This window comes from Sphingobium sp. B11D3D (assembly GCF_025961755.1).
GTDB lineage: Bacteria > Pseudomonadota > Alphaproteobacteria > Sphingomonadales > Sphingomonadaceae > Sphingobium.
This window is the reverse complement of record NZ_JAOQOG010000001.1, coordinates 1,162,818-1,188,014: the sequence shown is the minus strand read 5'-3', so window position 1 is coordinate 1,188,014 and position 25,197 is coordinate 1,162,818. Positions and strand designations below refer to the sequence as shown.

General features: G+C 64.4%; 24 protein-coding genes and 1 other RNA gene. 13 read left to right on the top strand and 12 right to left on the bottom strand.

What is annotated here, in order from left to right; translation table 11 throughout:
* Nucleotides 1-18: 18 nt before the first annotated feature.
* The 3 genes from gspE to M2334_RS05590 are packed head-to-tail and all read right to left on the bottom strand — an operon-like array spanning nucleotide 19 to nucleotide 4,663.
* Complete coding sequence (gspE, locus tag M2334_RS05600; protein ID WP_264606041.1) at nucleotides 19-1,563, bottom strand: type II secretion system ATPase GspE; 1,545 nt, start codon at nucleotides 1,561-1,563, stop codon at nucleotides 19-21.
* 59 nt (nucleotides 1,564-1,622) lie between these two features.
* Nucleotides 1,623-3,800: a type II secretion system secretin GspD gene (gene gspD / locus M2334_RS05595; RefSeq protein WP_264594119.1), complete on the bottom strand. Its 2,178-nt coding sequence runs from the start codon at nucleotides 3,798-3,800 to the stop codon at nucleotides 1,623-1,625.
* Nucleotides 3,797-4,663 (bottom strand): type II secretion system protein N, encoded by an 867-nt coding sequence (locus tag M2334_RS05590; protein ID WP_264587593.1) that lies wholly within the window; start codon nucleotides 4,661-4,663, stop codon nucleotides 3,797-3,799. The genes gspD and M2334_RS05590 overlap by 4 nt, the downstream gene beginning before the upstream one ends.
* A gap of 201 nt (nucleotides 4,664-4,864) precedes the next feature.
* Between M2334_RS05590 and M2334_RS05585 the strand changes: the two genes are divergently transcribed.
* Nucleotides 4,865-5,491 (top strand): prolyl hydroxylase family protein, encoded by a 627-nt coding sequence (locus M2334_RS05585; protein ID WP_181560242.1) that lies wholly within the window; start codon nucleotides 4,865-4,867, stop codon nucleotides 5,489-5,491.
* Nucleotides 5,492-5,594: 103 nt separating this feature from the next.
* Here M2334_RS05585 and M2334_RS05580 read toward each other — a convergent pair whose 3' ends face one another.
* From M2334_RS05580 to mscL, 6 genes are all read right to left on the bottom strand, one after another.
* Nucleotides 5,595-8,285 carry a TonB-dependent receptor domain-containing protein gene (locus M2334_RS05580; protein ID WP_264604965.1) on the bottom strand — a complete coding sequence of 897 codons (2,691 nt, stop codon included), beginning with the start codon at nucleotides 8,283-8,285 and terminating at the stop codon, nucleotides 5,595-5,597.
* An 88-nt stretch (nucleotides 8,286-8,373) separates the two neighbouring features.
* Nucleotides 8,374-10,092: a hypothetical protein gene (locus M2334_RS05575; RefSeq protein ID WP_264604964.1), complete on the bottom strand. Its 1,719-nt coding sequence runs from the start codon at nucleotides 10,090-10,092 to the stop codon at nucleotides 8,374-8,376.
* 361 nt (nucleotides 10,093-10,453) lie between these two features.
* Nucleotides 10,454-10,810: a tetratricopeptide repeat protein gene (locus tag M2334_RS05570; RefSeq protein WP_264604963.1), complete on the bottom strand. Its 357-nt coding sequence runs from the start codon at nucleotides 10,808-10,810 to the stop codon at nucleotides 10,454-10,456.
* Between the two features lie 270 nt (nucleotides 10,811-11,080).
* Nucleotides 11,081-11,471, bottom strand: a transfer-messenger RNA (tmRNA) gene (ssrA, locus tag M2334_RS05565).
* Nucleotides 11,472-11,560: 89 nt separating this feature from the next.
* Nucleotides 11,561-11,821 carry a hypothetical protein gene (locus M2334_RS05560; protein ID WP_264595368.1) on the bottom strand — a complete coding sequence of 87 codons (261 nt, stop codon included), beginning with the start codon at nucleotides 11,819-11,821 and terminating at the stop codon, nucleotides 11,561-11,563.
* A 123-nt stretch (nucleotides 11,822-11,944) separates the two neighbouring features.
* The gene (mscL, locus tag M2334_RS05555) at nucleotides 11,945-12,373 is read right to left on the bottom strand and encodes a large conductance mechanosensitive channel protein MscL (RefSeq protein ID WP_264573312.1); all 429 of its coding nucleotides are present in this window, start codon (nucleotides 12,371-12,373) and stop codon (nucleotides 11,945-11,947) included.
* 143 nt (nucleotides 12,374-12,516) lie between these two features.
* Here mscL and M2334_RS05550 point away from each other — a divergent pair, with 143 nt between their 5' ends.
* The 10 genes from M2334_RS05550 (at nucleotide 12,517) to M2334_RS05505 (ending at nucleotide 21,214) form a co-directional block, all read left to right on the top strand.
* Complete coding sequence (locus M2334_RS05550; RefSeq protein WP_181560247.1) at nucleotides 12,517-13,134, top strand: LemA family protein; 618 nt, start codon at nucleotides 12,517-12,519, stop codon at nucleotides 13,132-13,134.
* Nucleotides 13,135-13,178: 44 nt separating this feature from the next.
* Nucleotides 13,179-13,982, top strand: a complete 804-nt coding sequence (locus M2334_RS05545) for a TPM domain-containing protein (RefSeq protein WP_264574903.1) — start codon at nucleotides 13,179-13,181, stop codon at nucleotides 13,980-13,982.
* Nucleotides 13,983-13,999: 17 nt separating this feature from the next.
* The gene (locus tag M2334_RS05540) at nucleotides 14,000-14,665 is read left to right on the top strand and encodes a TPM domain-containing protein (RefSeq protein WP_264594115.1); all 666 of its coding nucleotides are present in this window, start codon (nucleotides 14,000-14,002) and stop codon (nucleotides 14,663-14,665) included.
* A gap of 44 nt (nucleotides 14,666-14,709) precedes the next feature.
* Nucleotides 14,710-15,216: an NUDIX hydrolase gene (locus M2334_RS05535; RefSeq protein ID WP_264606039.1), complete on the top strand. Its 507-nt coding sequence runs from the start codon at nucleotides 14,710-14,712 to the stop codon at nucleotides 15,214-15,216.
* Between the two features lie 96 nt (nucleotides 15,217-15,312).
* Nucleotides 15,313-15,957, top strand: coding sequence for a phosphoribosylanthranilate isomerase (locus M2334_RS05530; RefSeq protein ID WP_264604962.1), 645 nt, complete (start codon nucleotides 15,313-15,315; stop codon nucleotides 15,955-15,957).
* Between the two features lie 73 nt (nucleotides 15,958-16,030).
* The gene (locus tag M2334_RS05525; RefSeq protein WP_264604961.1) at nucleotides 16,031-16,636 is read left to right on the top strand and encodes a TIGR02281 family clan AA aspartic protease; all 606 of its coding nucleotides are present in this window, start codon (nucleotides 16,031-16,033) and stop codon (nucleotides 16,634-16,636) included.
* Nucleotides 16,637-16,852: 216 nt separating this feature from the next.
* Nucleotides 16,853-18,109 carry a tryptophan synthase subunit beta gene (gene trpB, locus M2334_RS05520; protein WP_264585490.1) on the top strand — a complete coding sequence of 419 codons (1,257 nt, stop codon included), beginning with the start codon at nucleotides 16,853-16,855 and terminating at the stop codon, nucleotides 18,107-18,109.
* On the top strand, nucleotides 18,106-18,915 hold the full coding sequence (gene trpA, locus M2334_RS05515; protein WP_264570923.1) for a tryptophan synthase subunit alpha: 810 nt from the start codon (nucleotides 18,106-18,108) through the stop codon (nucleotides 18,913-18,915). The genes trpB and trpA overlap by 4 nt, the downstream gene beginning before the upstream one ends.
* Complete coding sequence (gene accD, locus M2334_RS05510; protein WP_264604960.1) at nucleotides 18,912-19,766, top strand: acetyl-CoA carboxylase, carboxyltransferase subunit beta; 855 nt, start codon at nucleotides 18,912-18,914, stop codon at nucleotides 19,764-19,766. Before trpA ends, accD begins: the two co-directional genes overlap by 4 nt.
* 110 nt (nucleotides 19,767-19,876) lie before the next feature.
* Nucleotides 19,877-21,214, top strand: coding sequence for a bifunctional folylpolyglutamate synthase/dihydrofolate synthase (locus M2334_RS05505; protein ID WP_264570925.1), 1,338 nt, complete (start codon nucleotides 19,877-19,879; stop codon nucleotides 21,212-21,214).
* A 9-nt stretch (nucleotides 21,215-21,223) separates the two neighbouring features.
* Here M2334_RS05505 and M2334_RS05500 read toward each other — a convergent pair whose 3' ends face one another.
* Nucleotides 21,224-22,582: an AmpG family muropeptide MFS transporter gene (locus M2334_RS05500; protein ID WP_264604959.1), complete on the bottom strand. Its 1,359-nt coding sequence runs from the start codon at nucleotides 22,580-22,582 to the stop codon at nucleotides 21,224-21,226.
* A 95-nt stretch (nucleotides 22,583-22,677) separates the two neighbouring features.
* Nucleotides 22,678-23,115, bottom strand: coding sequence for a response regulator (locus M2334_RS05495; RefSeq protein ID WP_264604958.1), 438 nt, complete (start codon nucleotides 23,113-23,115; stop codon nucleotides 22,678-22,680).
* A gap of 100 nt (nucleotides 23,116-23,215) precedes the next feature.
* Here M2334_RS05495 and M2334_RS05490 point away from each other — a divergent pair, with 100 nt between their 5' ends.
* Nucleotides 23,216-24,118: a pseudouridine synthase gene (locus M2334_RS05490; protein ID WP_264604957.1), complete on the top strand. Its 903-nt coding sequence runs from the start codon at nucleotides 23,216-23,218 to the stop codon at nucleotides 24,116-24,118.
* The gene (gene rsmD / locus M2334_RS05485) at nucleotides 24,115-24,657 is read left to right on the top strand and encodes a 16S rRNA (guanine(966)-N(2))-methyltransferase RsmD (RefSeq protein WP_264604956.1); all 543 of its coding nucleotides are present in this window, start codon (nucleotides 24,115-24,117) and stop codon (nucleotides 24,655-24,657) included. The genes M2334_RS05490 and rsmD overlap by 4 nt, the downstream gene beginning before the upstream one ends.
* Nucleotides 24,658-24,689: 32 nt before the next feature.
* Here rsmD and M2334_RS05480 read toward each other — a convergent pair whose 3' ends face one another.
* Nucleotides 24,690-25,100 carry a hypothetical protein gene (locus M2334_RS05480; RefSeq protein WP_264604955.1) on the bottom strand — a complete coding sequence of 137 codons (411 nt, stop codon included), beginning with the start codon at nucleotides 25,098-25,100 and terminating at the stop codon, nucleotides 24,690-24,692.
* Nucleotides 25,101-25,197 lie beyond the last annotated feature (97 nt).

Below are 25,197 nucleotides of genomic sequence, written 5' to 3'. Positions count from 1 at the left end.
TTCTCAGGCATCACGACTTCAGGCATCGACCGCTTCGTGCCGCGAGATGCGGATCGCCTCTTCCGCGCTCGTCTCGCCGCTTAGCACCAGCGCCCGCGCGGCGGAAATCAGATTGGGGGCATTGAGATAGGCGTGGCGGGCAATGCGCGATTCATCGCCGCCCTCGTTGATCATCCGGCGGATCGTCTCATCCACGCGAATGGCCTCGAACACGCCGATCCGGCCCTTATAGCCGCTATTGCCGCACTGGTCGCAGCCGCGTGGGCGATAGATCAGCGTGCCCTCATCGATGCCGAGCAGCGCGCTGACGGACTTGTCCGCTGGCACCTGCTCGCGACAATGCGGGCACAGCCGCCGCACCAGCCGCTGGGCAATGACCGCGCGCAGCGTTGAGGCGAGCAGGAATGGCTCCACCTTCATGTCGCGCATCCGGGTGATGGCGCCGACGGCATCATTGGTGTGGACGGTCGAGAGCACGAGGTGACCGGTGAGCGAGGCCTGCACGGCGATTTCCGCCGTCTCCCGGTCGCGAATTTCGCCGACCATCACCACATCGGGGTCCTGGCGCAGAATGGCGCGCAGACCGGCGGCGAAGGTGAGACCGACCTTGGCATTGACCTGAGTCTGGCCGACACCCTCGATGGCATATTCCACCGGGTCTTCCACCGTCAGGATATTGCGGCTGCCATCGTTCAACTGACGCAGGCCGGCATAGAGCGTGGTCGTCTTGCCGCTGCCGGTCGGGCCGGTGACGAGAATGATGCCGTTCGGCTCCTCCAGCGCGCGACGGAAGACGCCATCGGCCGTGCCGGTCAGCCCGAGCACATCGAGCGAAATGCCGGCGTTCTCCTTGTCGAGGATACGCATGACCACCCGCTCGCCCGCCCGGCTGGGCAGCGTCGAAACGCGCACGTCCAGCAGCTTGCCGCCCAGCGTGAGGCCGATGCGGCCATCCTGCGGCACGCGGCGCTCGGCAATGTCCAGCCGCGCCATCACCTTGATGCGGCTGACGACGACCGGCGCGACATGCGGCGGCATCCGCAGCGTCTCGGTCAGCACGCCATCCATGCGCATCCGCACGACGAGGCCGGTTTCGTAAGGCTCGATATGGATATCGCTGACGCCCTGCCGGGCCGCTTCGGCGAGAATGCCGTTGATGAGGCGGATCGCCGGGGCATCGTCGCCGCTGTCGAGCAGATCCTCGGCGGTCGGCAGGTCGCCGGCGATGAAATCGAGATCGTCCCCGCCCATGGCGAGCGAGCCGGCCATCGCCGCCGCCGAGCCTTCCATCGCGTAATGGTTGGAGAGATGCTTGTCGAAATCCTGCTGGCTGACGATCGAGACATCGAAGCTGCGGGCAAGATGCCGGCGCACCTCCACCAGCACGCGCGGATCGGCGCCCTCCCGCATCGCGACGGCAAGGCGGGGCTGCGCGGCATCCGCCTCGGCCTTGTCCGCCACCAGCACCACGCCATGCTTGCGTGCGAAGGCATAGGGAATATCGACCGGCAATGTCTCGTGAACCAGCGGCGCGGGTTCGTCAGATGCCTGCACCGGCGGCATCAGTTCAGCCGGCACCGGCAGGGGCGCGCCTTCGGCCTGAGCGGGGCGCTCGGGCTCGCTCATGGCACGTCCGTCGTCTTGACCGCGCCCGGCCGCACGACCTGCTGGGAGCGCACCTCCTGCCCGGTCGCGATCCGCCCGTCGACCACCTGATCGCCAGGCTTCGGCTCGGCGACCGGCGGCGTCGTCCCCAGATATTCGCGCACCAGCTGATCGATGGACGGCTCGACATCCGGGTTGGCGAGCATCTGCTGGCCGCGAATATAGCCATAGCGCTGGGCGGTCATCTTGCGCGCATCGGCGCGGCTGCCGAGAATCGTCGGGCGGATGAAGACCATCAGGTTGGTCTTGGCCTTCGCCCGGCTGCGCGACTTAAACAGCTCACCGATCAGGGGAATGTCCCCCAACAGCGGGATCTTCTCGATCGTCCGGCGCTCATTCTCGTCGAGCAGGCCGCCAATGGCGAGGATGTCGCCATTATCGACCAGCACCGTCGTTTCGAACTCACGCTTGTTGATGATGAGATCGCTGCTGTTATTGGAGACCGGCCCGGCGACGCTGCTGACCTCCTGCTTGATGAACAGCTTGATCGTCCCTTCCGAGCTGATCTGCGGCGTCACGTCGAGCATGATGCCGACATTCTGCCGCTGCACGGTGCGGAACTTGTTATCGAAATTGGGGCTGAGCGCCTCGCCCGTCGCAACCGGCACTTCCTGCCCGACGAGCATCTTGGCCTGCTGGTTGTCGAGCGTGGTGATGTGCGGCGTCGAGAGGATGTTGCTCTCGGTATCCGACTGGACGGCGTTGATGATCGCGCCGAACACGCCGTTGCTGCCCAGTTCCGTCGCGATGCCGCCAAAGCCGCCGCGCGCCGCTGCCAGCGAATCGACGGCCGCGCTCTGCAGCTGATTGGCAAGGCCGCTATTCTCGGTCGTCGTGGTCGTGGTGCGCGTGCCGTCGGGCGCCACCACCACCGTCTCCGTCTGGCTCAGATTTCGGGCGGCAAGCGCGCCGGCCAGCGTCAGGATGTTCGGGCTGGCATTGGAATAGTTCGTCGCGGCAAAGCCGGTCGACGTGCTGCCGACAAGGAACTGCACGCCGAGCTGCCGCGCGGCATTGTCGCCGATTTCGACGATGATCGCCTCGACCAGCACCTGATCGCGACGGGTATCTAGCTGGCGGATCACTTCTCCGAGCATCCGCTGCGTGTCGCCATTGGCGGCGACGATCACGGCATTGGCGCCCTCATAGCGCGTCACGACGGCGGGGCCGCGCCCGATGCCGCCCCCGCTCGAACTGCTCGCCGGTGTGGCGGCGGGGGCCACCGGTGCGCTGCCTGCGCCGGCGGGCGCGCCGGGCGCATTCGTGGCAGCCGGCGTCTCCGACACCACCCCGGCCTGACCCAGCAGTTGCTGCAGCACCGGCAGCATCTTGTCCGCATCGGCATGCTGGAGCCAATAGACGCGAATTTCCGTGCCCGACGCGGCGCGCGAATCGATATCCCGCACCATCGCGGCGAGGCGCTGCACGGTCGTCGCGTCACCGCGCAAGCCGATGCTGTTGGAACTGTCGATCGCGACGATGCTGGCGCGGGAGGGCGCGCCCTCCTCTCCGGCAAGCAGACCTTGCAGCGAGGTGGCGATCTCTCGCGCGCCGGCATTTTTCAGCGTGATGAGCTGCGTGGTCGATCCATCCGTATCCACCTGCGCGAGCACCTGGCGGATGCGCCGGATATTATCGGCATAATCCGCGACCACAATGGAACGACCGGAGCGGTTGGCGGTGATCGACCCATCGCGGCTCACTAGCGGGCGGAGCGTTTCCAGCGCCGATTGCGCGTCGATGGAGCGCAGGCGGATGACTTCCGTCACGAACTGGTTGCTGTTGGCAGCCCGGCCCACCTGCCCCGGCTGGCCCGCCGCGCCCTCGACCGGCTGGATGCGGAAGGCGCCGCCCGCCGCTGGCACGGCGACCAGCCCGTTGGCGCGCAGCGTCGAGAGGAAGATCTCGAAATATTCCGAGCGCGACAGCGGCCGATCCGTCACGACCGAAACCTTGCCCTGCACCCGATTGTCGATGATGAAGGTGCGCCCGGTCACCCGCGCCGCATCCTGAATGAAGGCGCGCACATCGGCATCCCGCACATTCAGCGTCAACTGGCCGACCGCCGGCACGGCGAGCAGCAGCGCGATCATGGCGCTGCCGGCGAAACGGCGGAATTTGGGAAGCAGGGTCATTGGCGTTCCGGGAGATTGAGTGAGATGGGCACGGTGGAGGCACCGCGCTCGACCATGAGGGACAGGCGCGCGCCGGGCCGGAGCGCCGCCTGCAACTGGGCGATGTCGCCCATGGACGTCACGGGCCGCCCGTTGATCTGCACGATGATGTCGCCGGGCCGGAAGCCGACCTGTGACAGTGCGCCGCTATCGCTGCCGGCGTTGAGGACGATGCCGGTAACTTTCCCGTCCTGATTGCGCGGCGCCATGTTGACCGCCTTCATCACCGAATCGGGCGTCAACGCCGCGGCAGGCGCCTGCGGGCCGGCGCCGGTCGTCATCTCCGGCGGCATGGCAGGGCCGCCCTCGGCCGGCGGCGCGGGCACCACGGGCGCGTCGCCACCGGACTGATCGATGTAAAGCGTCTCGCCGACACCGCCGCGCTCGATGACGACATGATCGAACTGCACCGCCTTGAGGATGATGCCCGGGGCGATCTGATCGCCCACGGCATAGCTGGCCTGCTCACCCGCCTCATTGGCGATAATCGCCGAGCCCTGGCCCGACGCCTCGTTGAGACGGATGCCGAACAGACGGAACGGCAGGGACGTGACTTGCTGCACGCCACCGCCCGCGCTCGCGCCGTTGCGGAAGAACGGATCGAAGCCGGCGAACAGGGCGCTCCGCGCATCCGCAGAGACGAGCACCGGCTCGCGCGCGCGCCAGTCACCGAACAGGCCAACCGGCGTGCCGAGCGCCCAGAGCAGCCGGGCGATCTGAATGATGAGGACGACGAGCAGCACCGCCTCGATCCATTGACCGAGGCTGGAAGAACCGGCGGGCCGGCCCTGTCGCGCGCGCCGAATGAGATCGGTCCACCGCATCCTAGATTTGATGCCCTCCAGCAAAGCAAGCGCTGCCTATGCGCGGTGTATGACTGATCCGTTTCACCATGGTTACCAAAAAATGACAACCGGCGCTGAGATGCGCTGAATGGCCGGTCGGACGCCGTCTACCCCGCAAAAATAATCGCCGTGGAGCGGTTGATCCGGCTCCGCTCCCGTTGCTAGACGCACCGCTAAGCCATGTCGATGCTCGACGCACCTCTTCTTGCCGGTCAGCCGGGCATTCAGCGCCTCCCTCGGCGCGACCTCACGCTGTTCGTGAAGAAGGGTTTTCTCGATTCGGACGAATGCGCAGGGCTGATCGACCGCATCGAAGCCAACCGCCGGCCCTCCACCATCGCCGATGATCTCGGCTACGAAGCCTTCCGCACCAGCGAGACCTGCGATCTGGAGGATAGCGACCCCTTCGTCGCCGCGATCAACGCCAAGCTCGCGGCCTATAGCGGCATCGATCCCGCGCAGGGCGAGCAGCTGCAGGGGCAGCGCTACGCCGTGGGTCAGGAATTCAAGGCGCATACCGATTATTTCGAGCCCGGCGGCATGGATTTTGAGCGCTACTGCGGTCGCTCGGGCAACCGCACCTGGACGTTGATGGTCTATCTCAACCAGCCCGCCGCCGGCGGCGCCACGCGCTTCACCCAGGTGGACAAGATGATCCAGCCGGAAACCGGCAAGCTGGTCGCCTGGAACAATCGCCTGCCGGACGGGACAATGAACCCGGCCACCATCCATCACGGCATGAAGGTGCGCTCGGGCGTGAAGTACATCATCACGAAATGGTATCGCGAGCGCATCTGGGCGGGGTAAGCCAAGAAGTCGCGATGGCCAGAATGTTCGACACAATGAAAGCGCCCGACCTACCCTTGGCCGGGCGCTTTTCTGACTCTTGAGTGCGGCTTCTCGCAGTCGATCAGAACTTCAATGATGCTGAGAGACTGAAGGTCGTGCCAATATTGTAGAAATTATAGTAGACGCGCCGGTCGCCCAATTCCTGATATTCGCGATACTTGTTGTACAGGATGTTGCGGACCTCTGCCTTGAGGTCAACCTCGCGGCTTCCGATCAACACGCCCTCTCTCCAGACGAAGTCCAAATTAAAGCCAGGATGCTCAAACACATCCGGCTGATCGCCAGACACGCCCCGGCTGGTCACCCGCTTGCTGGCGTAGGAGAGGATGAATGTCTGTTGCGACAACCGGTCCGTATTCTCCATGCCGAGCTGGAAATTGACGATGTGATCGGACTGTCCGGTCAGCGAGGAACCGTCCTTGAAATAGGCAGTTGCAGCAGTCACGACGCCGTTGGCCCCAATGGTGGTATCGCCGCTCGCAACCTTCAGCTTGGACTTGGTGTAAGTGTAGTTCGCAATCGTCACCAGACGGCGGGCCGCGAACATATCGCCAGCAAACCAGTCGGACATGTTGAAATATTTCTGCACGTCAACTTCAACACCGTACAGACTTGCCCTCGGCGCATTGGCGAAGAAAGTCGACGCGCTGTTTCCGGATGAGTCGAGCGATAGATACGCCTCGATCGGCCGATCGATCGTCTTGTAGAACCCGGCGACGGACAGCCGCTGGTCGCGATCGAAATACCATTCGTACCGGCCCTCGAAATTGGTCAGTTTACTGTCCGTGAGGAATGGATTGCCCGTATAGGTCCGGTTGGTTTCGGGGTCGAAATAAGGCTGAAGCACCAGCTCGCGGAACTGGGGCCGTGCGATGGTCTTGGAGGCATTGAAGCGCAGCTGCATGGCCGGCTGGAACTCCCAGGTCACCGTTCCGGCGGGCAGCCAGTAGTCATTCTTCAGGGCAGTGCGGAACACCGAAGCGTCCGAGAGGAAGACCTGAATACGCTGGGTGCGCTGGAACGCCCTTTCATAGCGGACGCCAGCATCGACGGTAAGGCCCGGTATCAACTGCCAGTTGATCTTGCCGTAACCGGCGTGATTCTTGAGGCGAGCGCTCCAAGCCGGGTTCGGCTCGACCTCGTTCGCTTCGATGCCATAGGGATTGATCGCACCACCCGGTCCGACGGCATTGATGACGCCCGGCGAAAACAGGATATCGGGCCGCAATAGCAGAACACCCGTCGGCGTTGAATTGTCAGCGTTCAACTGGAATTCGCGGCGGACGGTAGTACGGCGCGTCACCTGATAATAATAGCCAGCGCCCAGACTGATGTCCGGGGTAAGCTTGTAGGTGACGTCACCCCCTGCTGCCCACAAATCCTCATTGAGATCCGAGAAGGCAATACGTGGGCGATTACCCACATTGCCGGTCAGGCTGATCTGATAGAGGTTGCCGTAGGGATCCTCACTGTTACCCGTCCGAAAATACTCGAAACTCGTCTCGGCCGGCGCTTCGCGCTGAGAATTGGCGTAACTGGCACGCAGATCAACGCTGAGCCCATCGAACGGCTTGAACTCTCCGACCAACTGCGTGTCGATGAGCTGACGCTCGTACCAGGCGGTGTCCTGCACCTGGAATGTGGCCCCCTGGGACCGGGTGCCGATTCCGATGCGCGTGCTTTTCAGCGTATCGCGAATGTAGAGTGCGGTCGTCCGGATCTTGTTGTCGCCAAATTCCAGGCCAACGCCCAAAAGGCCGTTTGCGACGCTGCGATCCGTCGTCGTCACCCGCTCAAAATTCGAGTTCAGGAACCCAAGATCGTCCTGGCTCGAGAACTGCTGGATGGCGTCGCGGGTCTGCCACTTGTTGCTGAACCCGGCAGTGGCGATCAAGCCGAGCGCTGCGTCGCTGCCCAGCTCGAAGGACGTGCCGGCGGACAGGCTGCCCGAGAAGTTGGGCGGAATTGTGCCGTCGCGCTGTGCGATCGACAGGCTTGGCGTCACCAGCGACCCAGCGAGGGTTCTGTTCTGTTCATTGGTGATCTGACTAGTCGTGAGACCGGTCGCATAATAAGCCGCAAGGCCCGCCGGCGTGTTGCGCGTGCCATTGTCGAAGCCCGTCCAGTCGGTCTTCGACCCATAATAGGTGTAACCATTGATGCCGGTCGTTTCCGAATGAAAGCTGCCGCCGATCGTCGCGGTGAGGAAACTCTCCTGCGGCACCACGCTGGTGGTAAGATTGACCACACCGCCGCCAAACTCGCCGGGGAAGTTCACCGAATAGCTCTTCTGGACGAGCGAGGACGAGACGATGTTGGTGGGGAATAGATCGAGGGGAATTGAGCGCTTGAGAGGCTCGGGGCTGGGTAGCGGCAGGCCGTTGAGCAAAGCGAGCGAATAGCGGTCGCCAAGCCCGCGCACATACACAAAGCCATTGCCCACAACGCTCAGGCCCGTGACACGGCCCAACGCGCCGGCGATGTTGCCTTCGCCGGTCCGGGCGATGTCCGCTGTCGAAAGAACCGAGACAACGGCCGGCGCAGCCTGCTGAACATTCGCATTGCGACGGCCCGTGACAACAATATCCCCGCCTGGGATGGAAATGTCCGGAGCAGCCTGCTCCTGGCCGTCAGCAGCAGGAGCCGTATTGTCGCTTTCCTGAACCGCCTTGGCTTCCTGAGCGATCGCTGCAGGGGCAACGAACGCCGTGGATAGAAGCAGCAAGACCCCGAACTTGAGCGGCGTCGCCATGAAATATCCCCTAAATATAGTCGGTGTCACGGCGGGGTGCGACGATCAGCGCCGCACCCCGCTCAACGGTGAGGCTTCGGGCAACCGATCAGGTGGTCGGAAGCGAGCTGCAGTTCCGGTTCGTATTGCTCGTATCGTCGAACTGCGCGTAGCTGGAGTTGCAGGTCCAGCCCTTGTACCACGTGTCGTTCGCGTCCTTGACGGCGCCGACATAAGTCGTGCTGTCAAAGAAGTCGCGGAAGTCCGTGCTCAGGCCGGCGATCGTCTTAGGATCGGTTCCCGCGACTGCGTTTTCTGTGGTACCGTTGATGAACAGGCTAGTCAGCGACGATGTATAAGCGTCGTTATTGCCGTTGGACCCAGCACCAAAAGCCAGCGCCACGTCCGCAGCCGTATAGCGGGCGGCGTTCGAGTCAGAGCTCTTGTTGCCCAGGAATTTGGCGCTGTTGCACTGAAGCAGGACCGAATAGGCCTTGAGAGTGGCGCGATCCGCCGTCGAGCCTGACCCGTTCAGACGGATACATTCGTTATTCGGCGTCACCATGACGCCGTTGACCAGCGTCGTATCCGAGTTGCCGCGGAACAGCGACGAAGCCAGATCGTTGGCTTCGTTGTTGGTGCTGGATTGCGACTGAAGGGCTGTGAAGTTCGCAACGTACAGCTTCGAGCGCGGTGCGTCGGTCTCTTTGCCATCACTGTCGATCTCGAACAGTGCATCACCCTGGCCCGGACGCTGGATCAGCATGACATGCTGGAAAGCGCCTTGCGCACCCGTGTCCAGATCGAGGCTGTCGTCGTCGGCGCCGGTTGCGATATAGTGCTTGAACTTCACGACACCGCCGAAGAACTCAGCGCCATCGTCCGAACTGTTGTGCGATTGGATGTAATCTAGCTTGGTCCCGCTACCGATGCCTTCGGTCGTGAGCGCCTGCAGTTCGGTGTTTCCGCTGAGGATAAAGCCAGAGAAGCGAATCTGGACATATTTCATGGACCCCGCATTGTAGGTCGGGTCATTGCCGCCAAACCGCGCGGGGTTCACCGAACCCTCGGTGTTGCGCTCGCAATCGACGCCCACGGTGCCGAAGTTGCAGTCGGTGACCGGCGCGCGACCCATCAAGATCACGCCACCCCAGTGACCGATCGATGTGTCAGTTTCCTGACCGAGCACGTTGTCGCGGCTGGTGAAAATGATCGGTGACGTCTGCGTGCCCTCAGCGACCAACTTGTTACCCCGGTTGACCGCAAGGAAAGCCGCGCCCTGGCCCATGACGATCACGCCCGGCTGAATGGTCAGAGTAACGTTGGTATCTGCGATCAGTTGGCCCGACCCGTTAGCGACTGAGCTCTGCAGGCCCAGACCCGCAATCTCAGTTGCGCGACAGCCGACCGTGGTACTTTCGCGGGGCGAGCCAGAACTTGGCGCGGAGAAACCGCCGTCGCAGCCGACATCCACGCGGCCGTTGTTGATGGCCGGGTTAAGATAATAAACGAGACCGGGAATCTTCTCCAACGTCAGGTTGCGGCTGATGACGCCGGGCAGCGAGCAGACGCGCCACGTTCCGGTCGGTCCGGAGATCGTACCCGAGTCAGTCAGCTGAGTGGGATTGTTGATCGTCGGACAGCCGAGCGCCGCGGTGACCGAGTTGGTCGGCGTCGGTGTAGGAGTCGGCGTGGGGGTGGGCGTTGGATTGTTGATCACGATACCGCCCGTACCCGGGGATGCGATCTCGCTCGCACCGCAACCGGCGAGCAGCGGCAGGGCCACGCCTGCCAGCATGAAGTTGATAGTCCGATTGATCAGTTTCATCGTCGTCTCCGCTGCCGGATGTTCCGGATTTCGATTGCAGGACGGCCAACGGGAGTAGCGACTCTGTGAAGTCCCCCTTGCGCCCTCGGCGCGGCAGCTAGGCGATGAGTGTGACAGCGGGATGCAATCCCCGCGTCATCCGCGTGACGGATTCATGTCAGTTTTATTGCAGGGGCTTGGGGCAGCGGCCGACCACATGGACGAGGCCGCGAACATCCGCCCAGCTTTCGGAAGCGGGAGGATGTACGGCATTGGAGCTGCCGGTGGCGGGCTCGCCGTACCCCTCAATAGAAAAAAGGTGCGCAAGACCTGCGTCCGCGCACCTTTTCGGGATGATGTCCGGCCGGAAGCCGGATCGGCCTCAATGCTGATCGAGGCGCGCCAGCAGGGTGCGGGCGACGGCGTGGCTCGAATAGCTGGCGCCATCGGCCAGATCGAGCTGCTCGGCGGGCAGCGACTGAACGCGCATCAGCGCCTCGCGCGCCTCGGCCTTGCGCTGCGTGCGCGCATAGACCGTCGCGATGTTGATGAGCCGCGCGGGATCCGCAGCATCGGTCATGCTGGCCGGCTGCAACAAGCGCTCGGCTTCGTCCAGATTTCCGGCAGAAATGGCGGTGGCGGCATAGCTGCCCGTGGCGCCGCCGGTCTGAGCGATCGCGCCTGTGCAGCTCAGTGCCGCGAGCGCGGCGCCTCCTGCAATCAAAATCTTGAAATTCATGACAATTCCTCTCGTATCTTTTGAAATCTGACCGAGAGTATTTCAGTTTTATGACTCGCTATCAATATTCTAACAAAAATTTTTAAATACACAAAATCATAAGGATAGTCATCATTTTTCGTATGTACGTACGAGAGGAGCATTTTGTCATAATTCTGTAATATTCATGGTTCTGGGCTTTGCAGCGACGCTTGGGCGCGAAACGCCAGAACCGCGCGAAGCAGCGCCCCAAAGAAGTCGGGTCTTCAAAAGCTGTGCGAGAAGGGCTGAGGTGGGGAGCTTCTGTTGCCCGGCGCTCCCCGTGCCGCTGGAATCCGATTCTGTTGCCCGGTTCGGTCCAACCGCGTTCTGTTAGGGTAATGTCAGGCCGTGAGGCCCTCAATTACGCTGCAAGAGCAAGTGCTTCGTTATCGTTGGCACTTATGGGTTTTGAGCCTTGAACGGGTTACTCAGCCCGGGCAAAAACAGCGTTTTTCAACACACGTCGATCCTAGTTCGGCCCCGTCAGGAACAGTTCTTCCTGAAAGGAAGAGCCACTTCTGGTGGAGCCGCCGGGTACCGCCCCCGGGTCCGCTGCGCCTATTACACGCCGCAGTTTATCGCCATAGCCGGACAAGCCGGCAGATCCTCATATAGGGATCAATTCGCGGTTGAGAAGCCCGCAGACGCAAACAGCCCGGCATAATCCCTCTGGACTATGCCGGGCCGGTGGAACCAAACGCTCAGCGAGCGCTCAGATCAATTGGCAACTCACTTGGCCGCGTCGACCGCGTCAGCCTTCTCGTCGCCCACGTTCCGCACGGCATCCGCACGATTTTCAAGACGATCCACGGCGTTTTCCGCGCGGTCTTCAGCAGCGCCGTTCATGTGGTCGCTCGCCTGCTCAAGCTGGTCAGCCTGGTTGTCAATCGCGTCCGCCCGGTTGTCATAGGCATCTTCGACGTTCTGCGCTTCCTTGGAATCGCATGCGGCCAGCGTCAGGGCTACGCCTGCAGCGGCAAGGATCATCATGGGTTTCACGCGTCTGTCTCCTGTTAGGTCCCGCCATCTGTCACGAGACTGCAAACAAAACCCCCGCAGCGACAAAGGTTCCCGGCTCGGCAACCTTTCGTTCACCCCAATGCGACGGACCGATCAGGGCTTCGCCTTCAGAACGTCGCGGATTTCCTTGAGAAGATCGACCTCGGAGGGGCCAGCGGGCGCTGCAACTTCCTCCGCTTTTTTCTTAACGAAGAAGCGGTTGGCCTGCCGCACGATCAGGAAAATGACGAACGCCAGAATGAAGAACTTGATCACCGCCGTGATGAACGAGCCATAAGCGAACACCGGCACCGCCGCAGCCTTCATGGCCTCCAGCGTGGGCTCCGTCCCGTCGGGGACGGCGGCCAGCGGAACGAAGTAGTTGGAGAAATCCAGGCCGCCGAGCAACGCGCCGATGATCGGCATGATGAGATCGTCCGTCACCGAACTGACGATGGCGCCGAAGGCTGCGCCGATGATGACGCCCACGGCGAGATCGAGGACATTGCCCCGTGCGATGAAGGCTTTGAATTCGGTCAGCATCGTGTTTCTCCCCTGCCGTCTGCGGGCTGCTGATGATGGATTTGGATGATGCGGGGCAGCTAAGCCCGTTGCGGGCGGGCAATCAACACCCTATTTAGCGTATCACTCAAGCGATACACCGCCTTATGAGGGGACAGACCGCCATGGCCACGCTTTCATCGCCATTCAAAGCACTGCGCATGTTTCTGCTGCTTGCCTTGCCGCTGGCGCTGGCGGCCTGCGGCATCAATTCGGTGCCCACCGCCGAGGAAAATGCCAAGGCCAAATGGGCTGACGTGCAGGCGGCTTATCAGCGCCGGGCCGATCTTATTCCCAATCTCGTCGCCGTCGCGCGCAATTCCGCGCAGATCGAGCGGGAGACGCTGGAAGGCGTGATCAGTGCCCGCGCCTCCGCGACGCAGGTGCAGGTCACCGCGGATCAACTGAGCGACCCGGCCAAGGTCCAGGCGTTTCAGGCCGCGCAGAACAATGTGAGCGGCGCCCTCTCCCGCCTGCTCGTCACCGTCGAGCGCTATCCCGACCTCAAGAGCCAGGAGCGCTTCGCGGACCTGATGACCCAGCTCGAGGGCACGGAAAACCGCATCAACATCTCGATCCGCGACTATAATCTCGCGGTGCAGGATTATAACACGCGCATCCGCACCTTCCCGGAGATGATCGGCGCCAAGCTGATCCATGGCGCCAAGCCGCTGACGCCCTTCGAGGCCAAGGCCGGTGCTGACACCACGCCGGATGTCGGCGCGATGTTCAACGGCAATTGACCCGGCCCCACCGCCCTGTCGCGCCGGCCATCGGGCCGGCGCTGATGCGCTTTATGCTGGTGCTGGTCGCGCTGCTCATGCTGCGGCCGGATGCTGCGCTTGCCCAGAGCTTTCCCGCGCTGACCGGGCGAGTGGTGGACGGCGCCGACATTCTCGACCCCGCCACAGAGGCAGCTCTCACCCAGCAATCCGAGACGTTGGAAAAAACCACCGGGCGCCAGCTGGTCGTGGCGACCGTGCCGGACCTCAATGGCTATGAGATCAGCGATTATGGCTATCGGCTTGGCCGCGCGTGGGGCATCGGCGAGAAGGATACCAACAGCGGAGTACTGCTGCTGGTCGCGCCGAACGAGCGTCGGCTGACCATTCAGGTCGGTTATGGTCTGGAGCCGATCCTGACCGATGCGCTATCCGGCCGCATCATCCGCGATGTCATCACGCCGCGCTTTCGCGACGGGGATTTTCCGGGCGGCATCAGCGCGGGCGTCGCCGAGATCGTGCGCATTCTCGAACTGCCGCCCGAAGAACAGCGCAAGCTTGCCTCGGCCGCGGCCGAGCAGGACAAGCGCCAGGCGGGGAAGGGCTTCGGGCCGGCGATTTTCCTCGCAATCTTCATATTGTTCTTCGTCGTGCTGCCCATTTTCGGGCGGTTGCGCGGCGGCCGGCGCTATCGCGGCGGCATCCACCCCATCATCATCTGGGGAGCAGAAGCGGCCATTCGCAGCGCGCTCAACAGTCGCGACAATGATGGCGGCGGCTGGGGTGGCGGCGGTGGCTGGGGCGGCGGTGGCGGCTTTTCCGGCGGTGGTGGCAGCTTCGGTGGCGGCGGCGCGAGCGGAGGCTGGTGATGGGCAGGCGGATTTCCATGAGCGAGGCCGATCACCGCATCGTCACCGATGCCGTGGCGAAGGCGGAACTGAAGACCGACGCGGAAATCGTGACCATCGTCGCGCGCCGGTCGGATGCCTATCATGATGTCGGGCTGCACTGGTCCTTGCTGTTCATGCTGCTGGTGCCGCTGATTGCTGCCGCCTTCCCCGCAGCTTATGAGCGTGCCTTGATCGGCCTGACCGGCGGCTGGCATCATGAGTTGCCGCGACACCTGCTCTACCTGCTGATGTTCGGGCAGATGTGCCTGCACTTCCTCGTGATGCGCTATCTGCTGGCGATCCCAGCGCTGCGGATGCTGGCGACGCCCGGCGCGACCAAATCGCGGCGGGTGCGGCGGCGCGCTCTGCTGCTGTTCCGTACTTCGGCCGAGGCGCGGACCCGCCGCCTTACGGGCATGTTGCTCTACCTCTCGCTGGATGAGCATCGCGCGGAAATCGTGGCAGACGAAGCCATCGCCTCGCGCGTGTCGCCGGAAGTCTGGGGCGAAGCAATGGCCGCGATGATCGACGAAGTGCGCGCCGGGCGCATCGCGCAAGGCATGGCGCTCGCCATCGAGAAGGCCGGCCTCATCCTCGCCGAACATTGCCCCAAAAGCGCCGACAATCCCAATGAGTTGCCGGATCGGCTGATCGAACTGTGAGCGACGCCACCCCTGAAGACGAGTTCCGCTTCCCCGAGGAAGCCATGTGGGAGGGCCGGTTCATTACCGCCAAGAGGCGCGGGCGGTGGGAATATGTCTCGCGCGCTCGCGGCATCTGCGCCGCCGTCATCATCGCCATGGATGAGGGCACGGACGGGCGCCATATTCTGCTGGTCGACCAGTTTCGCGTCCCCCTCGGGCGCCGATGTATCGAGCTGCCCGCCGGGCTGGTGGGCGACGAATCGGCTGGCGAAGAGCCGGGCCTCGCGGCCGCGCGGGAACTGGAGGAAGAAACCGGCTATCGCGCAGGCCGCATGGAGAATCTGGGCGAATATTGGAGCTCGCCCGGCATGGTCTCGGAAAGTTTCACCCTGTTCCGCGCCTTCGACCTTGAGAAAGTGGGCGATGGCGGCGGCGTGCCCGGCGAGGACATCCGCGTTCACCGCGTTTCGCTCGCCGGCTTCGCCGACTGGATCGCAGGCCGCCGCGCGGAAGGCTATGCGGTGGACGTGAAGCTGCTCACGCTGCTCGGCGGGGCGATGATCCGCTAAGGCTGTTCCGCCGCGTTGCGCTGACAGCAATCCTCCCCTACCTAGCCCGCGAACCGGCTGCGAGCGCCGGCGATGCCCAACCGGATGCCATTGTTCATGCCCAAGGTCGCCATCAAGATTTGCGGGGTCAAGACCGCCGAAGCTATCGATGCGGCCGTGCGGGGCGGCGCGAGCCATGTCGGCCTCAATTATTTCCCGCCCAGCCCGCGTTATCTCGCGCCCGATCGGGCGAGCCTCATCGCCGCGCGGGTGCCGGCCCATGTGAAGCGGGTGGGCGTTCTCGTCGATCCGAGCGATGATCTGATCGATACGCTCGTCGCTGCCGGCGGCATGGAGATTGCCCAGTTGCATGGCCGCGAGACCCCTGAGCGGGCTGCGGCCATCCGCCAGCGCACCGGGCTGGAGGTCTGGAAAGTCATCTCCGTAAAGACCGCCGCTGATCTCGCAACCGGTGCGGCCTATGCGGGCGCGGCCGACTTCCTGCTCTACGATGCCAAGACGCCGGACGGCGCGGCTCTGCCCGGCGGCATGGGCCTGCGCTTTGACTGGCGGCTGCTCGCCGGCCATCGCCCGCCGCTGCCTTGGGGCCTCTCTGGCGGGCTGGATGCAGAGAATGTCGCCGATGCCATTCGCCTGACTGGTGCGCCGCTGGTGGATGTCTCTTCCGGCATCGAGAGCGCGCCGGGCGTCAAGGATGTGGCCAAGATCTCTGACTTTTGCCGTGCGGCGCAGGCTGGCTGATTGGGGCGCCCTGGCGGTTCGCGGACGCTGTGCGGGATCGAATGCACGTGATTGCGGTTGAGCTTTCATGCCGATGACGACCAACCCCGAATGGCTTCACCTTGCGCTCTATGCGGGCGGTGCGGCGCTGATCCTCATTCTGATCTTCAAAATCCCCTATGTGGGACGGGCTCTGCGCGCCCTGTTTTCGTTCGCCTTGCTGGCGTTTGCCTTGTTCGTGCTGTTCCAGCAGGCGCCATTCGACCCGTCCCTGTCGCGCTTCAGCAGCCGGCTCGGCGTCGACTCCCAGCAGGTCGTGGGCGATGAGGTGCGCATCCGGATGTCGCCCGACGGCCATTTCTGGGCGACGGCGCAGATCAATGGCGTCGACCGGCGGATGCTCATCGATAGCGGCGCCACCGTTACGGCGCTGTCCACGGGGACGGCAGACCTGGCAGGCGTGCCCCGCGGGGCCAGCCTGCTGCCGGTCGTGCTCCAAACCGCCAACGGGACGGTGCAGGCGGAAACCGGCACCGTCGAGCGCCTCGCGATTGGCCCGCTGACCGCCCAAAACCTCAAGGTCGTGATATCCCCGGCGCTGGGTGACATGGACGTGCTGGGGATGAACTTTCTCTCCCAACTGGCCTCCTGGCGCGTGGAGGAGCGAACCCTGATCCTCGTGCCCGCCCCGCCGACCTGATGGATCAGGACCGAGGGCAAAGCGGGCGCCGCTCGCCAGACTGCCCCAAAGGCCAGCCGCCGAATGCGTCAATGCGGTGGACAAGGCCGCGACCTTCTGCAAAGCGGTTGGGAATGATGACACTGCCTGCCATAGCCAGATGCATCGGGACACGATGGCGCTGATCGCTCGACCCTTTCGACGCGACCCGACCCCAGTGACCAAGAGAGACGCACAGTGACTGCTGCAACCACCCTCCCCAATTCCCGCCCCAATTCCTTGCGCGCCCTGCCCGACGAGCGCGGCCATTTCGGCCAGTTCGGCGGCCGTTATGTGGCCGAGACGCTGATGCCGCTTATCCTTGACCTGGAGCGCGAGTATCGCGCCGCCAAGGAAGACCCGGCTTTCGAAGCCGAGTTCAATGGCCTGATGACGCATTATGTCGGCCGCCCCTCGCCGCTCTACTTCGCGGAACGGCTGACCGCTTATTATCGCGAGCGCGCCAAGCCCGGTTTCGGCGCCAAGATCTATTTCAAGCGCGAAGAGCTCAATCACACTGGCGCGCACAAGATCAACAATTGCATCGGCCAGATCCTGCTCGCCATCCGCATGGGCAAGACGCGGATCATTGCCGAGACCGGCGCCGGCCAGCATGGCGTGGCGACGGCGACCGTTTGTGCCCGCTTTGGCCTGCCGTGCACCATCTTCATGGGCGCTAAGGACATCGAGCGGCAGCAGCCCAACGTCTTCCGCATGAAGCTGCTCGGCGCCGAAGTGCGCCCCGTCACCAGCGGATCGCAAAGCCTCAAGGATGCGATGAACGAAGCGCTGCGTGACTGGGTCGCGACGGTCGAGAACACCTTTTACATTATCGGCACTGCCGCAGGTCCGCATCCCTATCCCGAGCTGGTGCGCGACTTCCAGAGCGTGATCGGCAAGGAAACCCGCGAGCAGATGCTGGCTGCCGAAGGGCGCCTGCCCGACCTGCTGATCGCGGCCGTCGGTGGCGGTTCCAATGCAATCGGGATGTTCCACCCGTTCCTGGACGATCCCGATGTGGCGATGGTCGGCACCGAGGCAGCGGGCCACGGCATCGATACGGACAAGCACGCCGCCAGTCTCACCGGCGGCAAGCCCGGTATCCTCCATGGCAACAAGACCTATCTGCTGCAGGACGAGGACGGCCAGATCACCGAGGCGCACTCGATTTCGGCGGGCCTCGATTATCCCGGCATCGGCCCCGAGCATAGCTGGCTGCACGAGAGCGGCCGCGTGCGCTATGTGCCGGTGACCGATGTGCAGGCTTTGGATGCGTTCCAGCTCTGCTCACAGCAGGAAGGCATCATCCCCGCCCTCGAAAGCGCTCACGCCCTCGCCGCGCTGGAGGCGGAGGCTACGGCGATGCCGCAGGACAAGCTGATCGTCGTCAACGTCTCCGGCCGCGGCGACAAGGACATCTTCACCGTCGCCCAGGCGCTGGGAGCGAAGATATGAACCGCCTCACCTCCACCTTCGCCCGCACCCGCTCAGAAGGGCGCGCCGCACTCGTCACCTTCGTCACCGGCGGCGATCCGACGCCTGCTGACACGGCCTCTGTGCTCGATGCATTGGTCGCGGGCGGCGCGGATGTGATCGAGCTGGGGATGCCGTTCACTGATCCCATGGCGGACGGGCAGGCCATTCAGTCCGCCAATCTGCGCGCGCTGGGGGCGGGGATCAGCACGGCGAAGATCTTCGAGATCGCCGCCGCCTTCCGCGCCCGCCATCCGGAGACGCCGCTGGTGCTGATGGGCTATGCCAACCCGATGACCGTACGCGGCGCCGACTGGTTCGCCGCCGAATGTGCCAAGGCGGGTGTCGATGGCGTGATTTGCGTCGACATTCCGCCCGAGGAAGATGCCGAGCTTGGCCCGGCGCTGCGCGGCGCTGGCGTCTCGCTGATCCGCCTTGCGACGCCGACCACGGACGCCGCGCGTCTGCCGGCTGTGCTGGAGGGGGCCTCGGGCTTCCTTTATTACGTGTCCGTCGCCGGCATCACCGGCTTGCAGCAGGCAGCGCAGACCAGCATCGAGTCCGCCGTCGCCAAGCTCAAGGCCGCAACCGACCTGCCCGTCGCCGTGGGCTTCGGCGTGCGCACGCCCGAGCAGGCGGCCGCCATCGGCGCGGTGGCTGAAGGGGTGGTCGTCGGCTCGGCCATCGTCGAGCTGGTCGGCAAGCATGGCGCCCAGGCCGCTGGCCCGGTCCGCGACTTCGTGGCGACCCTGCGCGCCGCGCTCAATCAGAAGGAGAAAGCCGCATGAGCTGGCTGAACCGCGTTCGCAATGCCCTGCCCTTCATCGCCAAGAAGACCGAGACACCGGACAATCTCTGGCACAAATGCACGAGCTGCGGCCAGATGATCTTCCAGAAGGAATGGGACGAGAATCTCTCGGTGTGCCCGCGCTGCGACCATCATGGCCGGATCGGCCCGCACACCCGCTTCGCGCACATCTTCGATGAGGGCACGATGCACATCCTGCCCGCGCCGGTTGTCAAGGAAGACCCGCTCAAGTTCCGCGATTCCAAGCGCTACACCGATCGCCTGAAGGCCGCCCGGGCCCAGACCGGCGACCAGGATGCGCTGATCAATGCCTCCGGCCGGATCGACGGCCAGCCTGCCGTTGTCGGCGTGCAAAACTTCGCCTTCATGGGCGGCTCGATGGGCACGGCAGTTGGCGCGGCCTTCGTCGCAGGCGTGCAGGAAGCCGTGCGCCAGTCCTGCCCTTATGTGATCTTCACAGCCGCTGGTGGCGCGCGGATGCAGGAGGGCATCCTCTCGCTGATGCAGATGCCCCGCGCCACCGTCGCCGTGCAGCAACTGCGCGCGGCTGGCCTGCCCTACATCGTGGTGCTGACCGATCCAACCACCGGGGGCGTCACCGCCAGCTATGCGATGCTGGGCGACGTGCAGATTGCCGAGCCCAATGCGCTGATCGCCTTCGCCGGTGCCCGCGTGATCGAGAACACCATCCGCGAGAAGCTGCCCGAGGGCTTCCAGCGCGCCGAATATCTGCTCGCGCACGGCATTATTGACATGGTGACGCATCGCAAGGAAATGAAGGCGACGCTGGCCAAGACGATCGGCTATCTGACGACGAAGCAAGCGGCATAAAACCACCGATTTCCGTCCCGTCCGCGCCTTCCTGAGGACTCGCCGACCTGCGCAGCAGGGCGAGTCTCCCGGCAAGCAGGCCAGGCGGCACCTGACCCAGAGGCCTTGCGATGGCTGACCACGCCGTTTCCGATCACCCTGCCGTGCAGGCGCAACTCGATCGCCTGATGGCGCTTTCGCCCGGCCGCGACGTGCTGGGGCTGGAACGCATCAGCGAACTCGTCCGCCGGCTGGGCAACCCGCATCTGGAGATGCCGCCGGTCTTCCATGTCGCCGGCACCAACGGCAAGGGATCGACCTGCGCCTATCTGCGCGCGGCGCTGGAAGCCGACGGCAAGAGCGTCCATGTCTTCACTTCTCCCCATCTGGTGCGGTTCAACGAGCGCATTCGCCTTGCCGGCACGTTGATCGACGATGACACGCTGGCCCGCGCGCTGGCGCAGGTTCTCGACATCGGCGGCGATCTCAATGCCAGCTTCTTCGAGATCACCACCGCCGCAGCTTTCATGCTGTTCGCCACCGTGCCGGCGGATGCCTGCGTGATCGAGGTGGGCTTGGGCGGACGGCTGGACGCGACGAACGTCATTCAGGCGCCGGTCGCCTGCGGCATCGCCTCGCTGGCGATCGACCATGAGAGCTTCCTGCTCGCGCCGGACCATGACGTGCCGGAAGACCCGCTGAGCCGCATCGCCTTTGAGAAGGCCGGCATCGCCAAGGCCGGGGCGCCATTGGTCACCCAGCATTATCGCCCGGCGATGAACGCCACGATCGCGCGCGTGGCCGACAAGGCCGGTGCGGCGCATCTGCCGCGCGGGCGGAGTTGGGACATCGCCGAATATCAGGGCCAATTGCACTATCGCGACGAAGCCGGGCGCATCGAATTGCCGATGCCTCGCCTCCACGGCGCTCATCAAATATCCAACATGGGCCTCGCCATTGCGATGCTCCGCCACCAGCAGGCCGTGCCATTGCCCGAGGCTGCGCTGCGCGCCGCGCCGCTCTGGGCGCACTGGCCCGCGCGCATGCAGCGTCTGGAAGGGGGCCCGCTCAATGCGATGCTGCCCGGGCGGACGCTGATGCTCGATGGCGGGCATAATCCCGATGCCGGCAAGGCGCTGGCCGACGCGCTGACGGAAAGCCATCTGGCCGATGAGGGCATCGACCTGATCATCGGCATGCTCTCGAACAAGGATGTCGCCGGCTTCCTCAAGCCGCTGCGCCCCTTGATCCGCTCGATCCGCTCGCTGCCGGTGCCCGGCCATGAACATCACGGGCCGGAGGTCTTCGCGCAGGTCGCCCGCGCATGGGAAGTACCGCACCGCAGCTTCACAACGATCCAGGAGGCGCTGACGGATGTCGCCGCCGGGCCGCGACGCACCGTGCTCATGGCGGGCACGCTCTATCTGGCAGGGCAGGTGCTGGTCGCGAACAACCAGCCGCCGGTCTGAGGCGCGTCGCTAATCGTCCTGCGTGCTGGGCTGTCGCACGGACTCCACCACGAAGCCTTTCGTCCACATGATCCAGAGCAGGATCATGCCGGGGATCGCAGCCACGACGGTGAACGCCCAGAAACCGACCCAGCCCAGCCCCTCGGCGAGATAGCCCGAAGGCGTCGATAGCCATGTTCGGCCGACTGCGGCGAAGGATGACAGCAGGGCAAATTGGGTGGCGGTATAGGCGAGGCTCGACAGGCCGGAGAGATAGGTCACAAACACCGTCAGGCCGATGCCGCTGGTGAAATTCTCCGTCCCAACCGCCAGCGCGAGCATCGGCGTCGAATGTCCGGCCACGGCCAGCGCGCAGAACAGCAGGTTGGAGAGCATCATCATCGCGCCCGAGACGAACAAAGCGCGCCCCATGCCCAGCCGGGCGATGAATGGCGCACCCAGCGCCGACCCGGCAATCAGCGCGGCAAAGCCGACGAACTTGTTGACGGTGACATATTCGGTGTCGGTAAAGCCCAGCTCGACGATCATCGGCGCCAGCATCACCTGCCCCATGGCATCGCCAATCTTGTAGATCAGCACGAAACCCAGGACCAGGGAAGCGCCGTGGCGGGAGAGAAACTCGCGGAATGGATTGACGATGGTCTCCTTGAGCCAGTCGCCCATCGCTAGCCCTTCGCGGACCGCGCGGTGCTCCACATAGCGCCCCGGCCCCGCCAGCAGCGCGCCAATCGCTGCCGGGAGCACGCAAAAGGCAGTGATGCCATAAGCGACAGCCCAGCCCAGCCCGGCGCCCTCGGTCGAGGCGAGGAAGATCGTCCCAGCGCCGGCCAGCAGATTGCCGGTGCGATAGCCGAACTGGTTCATCGCCGTACCGTGCGGCAGTTCCTGCTCGCTCAGGATTTCGATGCGATAGGCATCGATCACGATATCCTGCGTGGCCGAGAGGAAGGCGACGGCGATGGCCCAGAGCGCAAAGCGCGCGAGATCGGTCGCCGGATCGCTGGCGCCCAGTTGCCAGATCGCGCCAAACAGCAGCGCCTGAATGAAGAACAGCCACGCGCGCCGCTGCCCGAACAAGCGGGTGAGCACAGGCAGTGGCACCTTGTCGACCAACGGCGCCCACAGGAATTTGAGCGTGTAGGGGGTCGTCAGGCCTATCGCGAAGCCGATCGTGGACTTGTCGATGCCGACCTTGGAGAGCCAGAAGGTCATGGTCGCCAGCAGCAGCGTCAGCGGAAAGCCGCTCGATATGCCGAGCAGGAACGCCACGAACGGCATGGGCCGCAAATAGGGACGGAAGCTTGGAACGAAAAAGCCGCTCGCCACGACTGCACCGACAATCACGGCGAATATGAGGGTCTGCGACATGCACACTCCGACTGCTTGGGCCTGAACCCGCAGTCTTAGAGCGCTATGCCGGAATTCAAAGCATCGTTTTTTACCGGCGCGCCTCAGCGCAGCCCTCAGTTGCGCTTGAAGAGCTTCAGCCCCGCCGGCAGCCGGCCCGGCGAACGCCCGCCTATCACCCGCTCGCACACGCCAATGGCACGGATAAGATCGCGCGGCAGAAACGGCTTGGAGAGGCACCCGAGCGCAATGTCCTGATCGCGCGCTTCGTCCGGACAGGTGGCCGTCGCGAACAGCACGGCGATGCCGAGTTCGCGGGCATGGCGGGCCAACTCGACGCCCGAGCGGACACCGGCAAGCCGCACATCGGTGACAACCAGATCGACCGCGCCTTGTTCGAGGATGATGGCCGTCGCTTCCCTGAAGCGATCGACAGTCGCGACCACCTCATAGCCTGCCGTCTGGAGGGTATGTTCTTCATCGAAAGCGAGCAGCGGCTCATCCTCGACAATCAGGATGCGGCGTATTCGCTGCGTCTCCTTCGAGAAAAACATTGCCGCCTCATTCCCGTTGCGCCAAACCGCAGACCGAAAACGGATCGATCCCGGCGCACAAAAACGCTAGGTCGCGCGGCTGCGATTCGCCAGTGCAGCGATGACACAGCCGCCCCAAAAACGGACACAGATTTTGTCGAACACTCGTGGACCTTCCGGACCTCGCCGTCCCCAGCGCCCTGCAGCCGGCGCAACCGATCGTCGAGCCCAGCCGCCCAGAGCGCGCCGGGGCGCCGGCCGCGTCGCGCCACAAGTGCGCCAGGCCGCCGATGATGGCACGGCGCGCGAGGGCGAGCGCATCGCCAAGCTGATGGCGCGCGCGGGCGTCGCCTCCCGTCGGGACGTTGAGCGGATGATCGCAGAAGGGCGCGTGGCGCTGAACGGCACGCTGGTGGAAACGCCCGCAACGCTGCTCAAGTCGCTGCGCGGGGTGACGGTGGATGGTGTGGCGGTGAAAGAACCCGCACCGGCCCGTATGTTCCTGTTCCACAAGCCGGCCGGCCTGCTCACCACCGCCAAAGACCCCGCCGGGCGACCGACCATTTATGATCGCTTGCCCGCCGACCTGCCGCGCGTGATGCCGGTCGGGCGGCTCGATCTCAACACGGAAGGCCTGCTGCTGCTCACCACCGATGGCGAGCTGAAGCGGCAGCTGGAACTGCCCTCCACCGGTGTCGAGCGCACCTATCGCGCGCGCGCGTTCGGGGAGATCAGCCAGGCCCAGCTGGAAGAACTGATCGAGGGCGTCGAGATTGAGGGGATGCGCTATGGTCGCATCGACGCCAATCTGGAGCGGCGGACCGGGCGCAATCAGTGGATTGAAATGACCCTGACCGAAGGCAAGAACCGCGAGGTGCGGCGCGTGCTCGAACATCTCGGCCTCAAGGTCAGCCGGTTGATCCGAACTCGCTACGGTCCCTTCGTGCTGGGCGATTCCGCGCCTGCTGAAGTGGCCGAGGTGCGCCAGGTCGATCTCATCAAGTTCCGCAAGACGCTCAAATGAGGATCATTTCCGGACAATGGCGGGGCCGCCCGCTGGTGGCGCCAGTCGGCGAGGAAACGCGCCCGACAGCGGATCGCACACGCGAGACACTGTTTTCGATGCTCACCAGCCGGCTGGGCTCGTTCGAAGGGCTGGCGGTGGGCGATTTCTTTGCCGGCTCCGGCGCGCTGGGCCTCGAGGCGCTCTCTCGCGGGGCAGCGACATGCCTGTTCGTCGAGCGCGACCGGGCTGCGATCGCCGCCTTGCGCAAGAACGCAGAAAAGCTGGGACTCGCGCGCCCCGACATACGCCAGAACGATGTTCTCGCGCTTGGCGCCACGTCGGCGCCGCTGGATGTAATTTTCATGGACCCGCCTTATGGCACCGGCGCGGGTGCCGTCGCTCTGGACAAGCTCGCCCGGCTCGGCTGGGTCGGTCCCAGCACCTGGGTGAGCATCGAGACCGAAAAGCGGGAAGAGATCGCGGTCAAAGGCTTCGATTGCGATGCCGAGCGCGTGGTCGGCAAGGCCAAATTGGTCCTGCTGAGGCCGGCAACCTAGACGGACGCCGACCTCAGCAGAAGCTCAGTTGATTACTGCCCGCCGGGGTTCTTGCACCCGTCCTTCACGGTGCGCGAGCAGACCGGATATTCTGCCGGGGGCTGCGGAGCGGTCTGCTCCACGGGCCGCTGCGGCATCATCTCAACCTGACCACCACCGGGGGGCGGAGGCGGCGGCGTCATCGTGCCGCCGGGTGCAGGGGGCGGCGGGGGAGCAGGCGGCGGCGGCGGCGGGTTCATGCCATCGCCGGGCATGGGGTTACCAGTCGGCGGGGGCATGGTGTCCGTCCCGCCCGGCATCGGCCCGGGTGTGTCGCCCGGCATCGGCGCGGTCGCGGACGGCGGGCCGGCTGGCGCTCCACCCGGAGGCGGCATGTCTTGTGCGTGGGCAGCGAAGGCCAGTGCCGAAGCGGCACCGCAGGCGAGAATGGTTGAGAAGCGCATGATCGCATCCTCCTATGAGTGATCGTTCTTGTGGGATGGAAATCCCGCAGCGGGACAGCCGTTCCGGTCGAACCATCCGCCGCAGACCGCCGGGGGC

Coding starts and splice junctions, on each gene's coding strand:
- gspE (WP_264606041.1), bottom strand. CDS start 1,563: ATGCCGCCGGTGCAGGCATCTGACGAACCCGCGCCGCTGGTTCACGAG.
- gspD (WP_264594119.1), bottom strand. CDS start 3,800: ATGACCCTGCTTCCCAAATTCCGCCGTTTCGCCGGCAGCGCCATGATC.
- M2334_RS05590 (WP_264587593.1), bottom strand. CDS start 4,663: ATGCGGTGGACCGATCTCATTCGGCGCGCGCGACAGGGCCGGCCCGCC.
- M2334_RS05585 (WP_181560242.1), top strand. CDS start 4,865: ATGTCGATGCTCGACGCACCTCTTCTTGCCGGTCAGCCGGGCATTCAG.
- M2334_RS05580 (WP_264604965.1), bottom strand. CDS start 8,285: ATGGCGACGCCGCTCAAGTTCGGGGTCTTGCTGCTTCTATCCACGGCG.
- M2334_RS05575 (WP_264604964.1), bottom strand. CDS start 10,092: ATGAAACTGATCAATCGGACTATCAACTTCATGCTGGCAGGCGTGGCC.
- M2334_RS05570 (WP_264604963.1), bottom strand. CDS start 10,810: ATGAATTTCAAGATTTTGATTGCAGGAGGCGCCGCGCTCGCGGCACTG.
- M2334_RS05560 (WP_264595368.1), bottom strand. CDS start 11,821: ATGATGATCCTTGCCGCTGCAGGCGTAGCCCTGACGCTGGCCGCATGC.
- mscL (WP_264573312.1), bottom strand. CDS start 12,373: ATGCTGACCGAATTCAAAGCCTTCATCGCACGGGGCAATGTCCTCGAT.
- M2334_RS05550 (WP_181560247.1), top strand. CDS start 12,517: ATGGCCACGCTTTCATCGCCATTCAAAGCACTGCGCATGTTTCTGCTG.
- M2334_RS05545 (WP_264574903.1), top strand. CDS start 13,179: ATGCGCTTTATGCTGGTGCTGGTCGCGCTGCTCATGCTGCGGCCGGAT.
- M2334_RS05540 (WP_264594115.1), top strand. CDS start 14,000: ATGAGCGAGGCCGATCACCGCATCGTCACCGATGCCGTGGCGAAGGCG.
- M2334_RS05535 (WP_264606039.1), top strand. CDS start 14,710: ATGTGGGAGGGCCGGTTCATTACCGCCAAGAGGCGCGGGCGGTGGGAA.
- M2334_RS05530 (WP_264604962.1), top strand. CDS start 15,313: ATGCCCAAGGTCGCCATCAAGATTTGCGGGGTCAAGACCGCCGAAGCT.
- M2334_RS05525 (WP_264604961.1), top strand. CDS start 16,031: ATGACGACCAACCCCGAATGGCTTCACCTTGCGCTCTATGCGGGCGGT.
- trpA (WP_264570923.1), top strand. CDS start 18,106: ATGAACCGCCTCACCTCCACCTTCGCCCGCACCCGCTCAGAAGGGCGC.
- accD (WP_264604960.1), top strand. CDS start 18,912: ATGAGCTGGCTGAACCGCGTTCGCAATGCCCTGCCCTTCATCGCCAAG.
- M2334_RS05505 (WP_264570925.1), top strand. CDS start 19,877: ATGGCTGACCACGCCGTTTCCGATCACCCTGCCGTGCAGGCGCAACTC.
- M2334_RS05500 (WP_264604959.1), bottom strand. CDS start 22,582: ATGTCGCAGACCCTCATATTCGCCGTGATTGTCGGTGCAGTCGTGGCG.
- M2334_RS05495 (WP_264604958.1), bottom strand. CDS start 23,115: ATGTTTTTCTCGAAGGAGACGCAGCGAATACGCCGCATCCTGATTGTC.
- M2334_RS05490 (WP_264604957.1), top strand. CDS start 23,216: ATGACACAGCCGCCCCAAAAACGGACACAGATTTTGTCGAACACTCGT.
- rsmD (WP_264604956.1), top strand. CDS start 24,115: ATGAGGATCATTTCCGGACAATGGCGGGGCCGCCCGCTGGTGGCGCCA.
- M2334_RS05480 (WP_264604955.1), bottom strand. CDS start 25,100: ATGCGCTTCTCAACCATTCTCGCCTGCGGTGCCGCTTCGGCACTGGCC.